This is a genomic window from Thermotoga sp. (assembly GCF_021162145.1).
Classification (GTDB): domain Bacteria; phylum Thermotogota; class Thermotogae; order Thermotogales; family Thermotogaceae; genus Thermotoga.
Window position 1 is genome coordinate 1 of the sequence record NZ_JAGGZH010000102.1, and the last position, 4282, is coordinate 4282.

A 4282-nucleotide genomic window follows, 5' to 3' on the forward strand; every position below is an offset into this window, starting at 1 on the left:
GGTACTTCGGATCGAACACACCTTGATAACCAAGGTTGTGTATGGTAAAGACGGTTGCGGTCCTGGAGAAATACGGGTCGTCCCTGTAGAGAGTTTTCAGATAAACGGGAATGAGCGCCGTCTGCCAATCGTTCACATGAACCACATCGGGCTTGAGATCGAGGTGTTTTACCAAGTTCAGTGTGGCTGCAGAGAAAAATATCGACTGCTCTCCGAGGTCGGGACCACCGTAAACATCGTCGGCCGAAAAGTAGTACTCGTTCGCCACAAAATACGCTTTCACGCTACTTCCTGGAAGTGTAGACTCGTATATGTCGAATCTTTCGTCCGTTTTCACATAAGATACAGGAACATCACTGGCCACCTTTCCAAGATCGTAGCCGAACTTTTCTGCGTTCTTTTCAACCATCTTGTGTTTCGGCATCACTATGAAAACCTCTATTCCCTGTTTTTCCAGATACTTTGGGAGAGTCCCGGCGACATCTGCTAGACCTCCCACCTTCGCAAATGGAAAGACCTCGTATGAAACAAAGATCACTCTCATTTTTTCACCTCCGGTTTCAGTGGAGCGTCGTGTGGAAACACTAAAAGGTCAACGTCTCCTACGGTGTGGAGAAACTCCTTCACGTGACCTTCTTTGTACCCTTTGATTATATCATAGTAGCTAAGCCTGTTAGGTACCACATCCCCCGTCACAAGAACCTTTCCTTCGTTTTCTGTGTCGAGCAGGAACGAGAGGTGCTCCCTGGCATGCCAGGGGGTATGGTAAACTTTCATCTTTCCATCCATAAAAGTCTCGTCTCCTTTCAACAAAACAACTCTCTTCCAAGAGGATATCACTCGTGAATAGAGTTTTCCAAGGATGGGACCAAAAGATCGGTAATCTTTCGTTGCGTAGCTTTCATGCACGTAGAAAGTTGCACTTTCGAAAAAAATAGAGTTGAAGATGTGATCCAGATGTACATGAGTGAAAAAAACGTCGGTGATATCCTCGGGTGACACACCGATTTCTAGAAATTTCTTCTCCAGCTCGTCTATCGAAGGAAGATTCCCTGGGTCTATCAGTATCCTTCTATGGCCGTGTTCCAAGTAGACGACAGTGGAGAAGTGAGCGTTCACCCTCTCTGGCACAAAAACGCTACCACCAGTAAGGAGAATCTCTATCTTCACTCGTATCACCCCACAAGATAGCTCACAATCGCTACGAAGAGACAGTAGTAGGCAAACTGCCACATCTTACCGGACTTGACAGCCTTTGAAAGTACGTAGAGTGCTGAAAGTCCAGAGAAAAAAGCAAAAAGAGGCGCCGTCAGTGAAGCTGTTCCCTTTTCCATTCCCAGGATTCCTGCTCCCAGGACAACCGGTATAGACATCAGAAAAGAGTACTGGAGAGCGTCTTCTTTTCTGTACTTCAAAAAAAGGAGCGTTGCTATGGTGGTACCACTTCTTGAAATACCAGGAAACAGAGCCAGCACCTGTGCCAGACCCACCAGCGTGGCGTCCAGGATGGTCATCTCCTCCATTCTCTTTTCACCGGAAACCGATCTGGTGAACAGAAGTATCACTGCCGTGAACAAAAAGAAAAACGGAAGAATACCAGGCGAGGAGAAGGTTTCATCGACACGATTTTCGAGAAGTATGCCAGAGACACCGGCTGGTATTGTGGAGATCACCAGGTTAAGTACTATTCTCCAGCTCTTCAAACTTCTTCTTATACCATCCAGAGCGAAAACAACGACGGCAGCCAGTGTTCCAAGGTGTAAAATTGCTGTTTGATAAGCGTTGAGATCCAGCTTAAGAAGGTGAGAAAAGAGAACCAGATGTCCTGAACTCGAAACAGGCAGGAATTCAGTCAGTCCCTGTACGATTCCAAGGAGCATCTCCATCTTTAGAATCCCTCTTCCCTCTCCATACTTTCTATTTCTACTCCCACCACTTTTAGAAGTTCACGGAGTAGTTTTTCATCTTCCGTGTCGACCTTCACAAAGACCTCTCTTCTACCATCGACTTCCCTGGCAGTAAGGATCGATAGGATGTTTATCTTACTATTGAAGAGCGCATCCACAACCTTTTTCAGCTCACCAGGTTTGTCCTCTAGAATCACAGAAAAGCGGATTCCGGGCACGTCCATGGCGAGCGTTTCCATCAACGCTTCAAGGAAATCATGAAGACTCACTGCCCCCACAACTTTGAGATCTTCGTCGACTACAGGAAGATAAGGCTCCTGATGTTCTAAAAACAAAAGAAGAGCATGAGTGATACTGTCATTTTCATGGATGAAGAACTCCGGAAGAGAGATCTTAACGGAAATAGGAGAATCCATCTCCAGATCTATCAGTTCCTCCTTGTTCACAACACCCTTGAGATGCCCTTCACTGTCTTTGACTACGCACTCGCTCGTCTGGTACTGCCTCATCCTGTGAAGACACTCGCCAACGCTTGCCATCTCTTCAACGACAGGAAAGTCGTGTGTGATCCACTTTTTGATGTTCATTCACTCCACCTCCTTCAGGAGTTGGTCTATGTAGAACTTCAGGCGATCGATGACTTTTCTCTTTGGAACTCTCTCCTTTATTTCTCCTTTCACGAATATAACCACTCCGTCCTTTAGACCTGCCACACCCAGATCAGCATCTTTTCCCTCTCCGATGCCGTTCACGATACACCCCAAGACCGCCACTTTCAAACTCCTGTTGATGTGAAAGAGAGTGTTTTCAACCTTCCGAGCCAGTTCCTCAACGTCTATCTCAGCTCTTCCGCAGGTGGGACATGCTATTACCTCCAGGCCTTCTCTTAAACCAAGGGATATCAGGATCTTCTTTCCAACGATCACTTCTCGAACAGGATCCCCGGCCATTGATACCCTTATCGTGTCACCGATTCTCTTCAGCAGCAGATATCCAATGGCAATGGATGATTTTACAACGGCAGTTTCCGCAACGCCTGCTTCCGTCACGCCGAGGTGTATAGGGTAATCCACTCTCTCGGCGATGTACTCGTTTGCCCTTATTGTCTCTAAAACGTTCGAACTCTTCACAGACACAACAATATCGTAGAATCCTTCCCTTTCGAGAATCCTCACCTCTTCAAGGGCAGATTCTGCCAGATCCCTCCATCTCTCCGATGTTCTCTGTTTCAAAGACCCAACGTTTGCTCCAACACGGATGGGTACACCATGCTCTTTTGCTACCCTGACCACATCCTTCAAACGTTCCTTGTTCATGTTCCCCGGATTTATTCTTATTTTATCCGCACCGTTCTCCACGGAAAGGATCGCGAGCCTGTAGTCAAACTGTATGTCCGCCACTACGGGAATAGACACCCGCTCTTTTATCTTTCCAATTGCCCTTGCGTCCTCTTCATCTTGAACAGCTACACGCACGATCTCGCATCCTGCTTCCTCAAGTTGTTTTATCTGAGATACTGTGCATTCCACATTGGATGTCTTCGTTGTGGTCATCGACTGCACGCTTATCGGAGCGCCTCCACCTATCGTTACCCTTCCAACTCTAACGGCCCTTTTCATATTCCCATCAACCTTCCTATATCGAGAAACGTGATGTAAAGGAAGAGAAGCATAAGTAGTATGAATCCAAGAAAGTGTATGATGTTCTCGACCCGCGGATCCAATCTCTTTCTGGTCGCCATCTCCACAAGTGAAAAGACGATTCTACCGCCATCGAGTGCAGGGAGCGGAAGGAGATTCAGAACACCCAAGCTGATCGTTATGATAGCCACAACCGTGAGAACGGCCTCCATTCCACTCTTCGATGCTTGACTGATCACTCCCGCCAGTCCCACCACACCGACTATCTGGCCCGTTTGAACGTTTCGGAAGAAGTTTTTCAGGGAAGAGGCTGTCGCCCAGAGTACGTAGTTACATGTCTTCACTGAAAGGCTCACGGTCTCCATGAAGTTTTCAGGTTTGTAACGCGGCACTTCAGTTTCCAAAATGTTCGGAGTTTCCAGGATCGCCTTCAAAGAATTGGAGTCGAGACGTGCTTCGATCAACCTTTCCGCTCTCTTCACTGTCACCCTTACCGTACCCGAAAGTCCCCTCCACCACTCCATACTGTCTCCTTGAACGCTCAACATCAAAGCTTCCTCTCCAAGGGTCAACCTTTGATAGAGTATTATCAGATCCTGCCAGCCGTCTATTTTCTGACCCTCGACCTCAACAATCCTGTCTCCTTTTCGAAAAACGGAAGAATCCTCTTTGAAAACGGGCGCAAGACCCGCAAAGGAAATACCGATCATGTATCGCTTTGGTACTTCGTTGAAC

At 47.2% G+C, this 4282-nt stretch carries 6 protein-coding genes; all 6 read right to left on the reverse strand.

The features are described 5' to 3' along the window. Window positions 1–544, reverse strand: a 544-nt coding sequence (locus J7K79_RS06355; protein ID WP_296906489.1) for a glycogen/starch synthase, incomplete at its 3' end; no start/stop codon positions are given. Further along, the gene (locus J7K79_RS06360; protein ID WP_296906493.1) at window positions 541–1170 is read right to left on the reverse strand and encodes an MBL fold metallo-hydrolase; all 630 of its coding nucleotides are present in this window, start codon (window positions 1168–1170) and stop codon (window positions 541–543) included. The genes J7K79_RS06360 and J7K79_RS06355, both read right to left, overlap by 4 nt. Before the next feature lie 5 nt (window positions 1171–1175). Further along, window positions 1176–1886: an undecaprenyl-diphosphate phosphatase gene (locus J7K79_RS06365; protein WP_296906495.1), complete on the reverse strand. Its 711-nt coding sequence runs from the start codon at window positions 1884–1886 to the stop codon at window positions 1176–1178. Between the two features lie 2 nt (window positions 1887–1888). After that, window positions 1889–2494, reverse strand: a complete 606-nt coding sequence (locus tag J7K79_RS06370; RefSeq protein WP_296906497.1) for a CBS domain-containing protein — start codon at window positions 2492–2494, stop codon at window positions 1889–1891. Continuing rightward, a complete protein-coding gene (gene ispG / locus J7K79_RS06375) occupies window positions 2495–3526 on the reverse strand; it encodes a flavodoxin-dependent (E)-4-hydroxy-3-methylbut-2-enyl-diphosphate synthase (RefSeq protein ID WP_296906500.1) in 1032 nt (343 codons plus the stop codon). It abuts the gene before it with no gap. Beyond that, a partial coding sequence (locus J7K79_RS06380) for an RIP metalloprotease (protein ID WP_296906503.1) occupies window positions 3523–4282 on the reverse strand: 760 nt, incomplete at its 5' end. The genes J7K79_RS06380 and ispG, both read right to left, overlap by 4 nt.

Coding starts and splice junctions, on each gene's coding strand:
- J7K79_RS06365 (WP_296906495.1), bottom strand. CDS start 1,886: ATGGAGATGCTCCTTGGAATCGTACAGGGACTGACTGAATTCCTGCCT.
- J7K79_RS06370 (WP_296906497.1), bottom strand. CDS start 2,494: ATGAACATCAAAAAGTGGATCACACACGACTTTCCTGTCGTTGAAGAG.
- ispG (WP_296906500.1), bottom strand. CDS start 3,526: ATGAAAAGGGCCGTTAGAGTTGGAAGGGTAACGATAGGTGGAGGCGCT.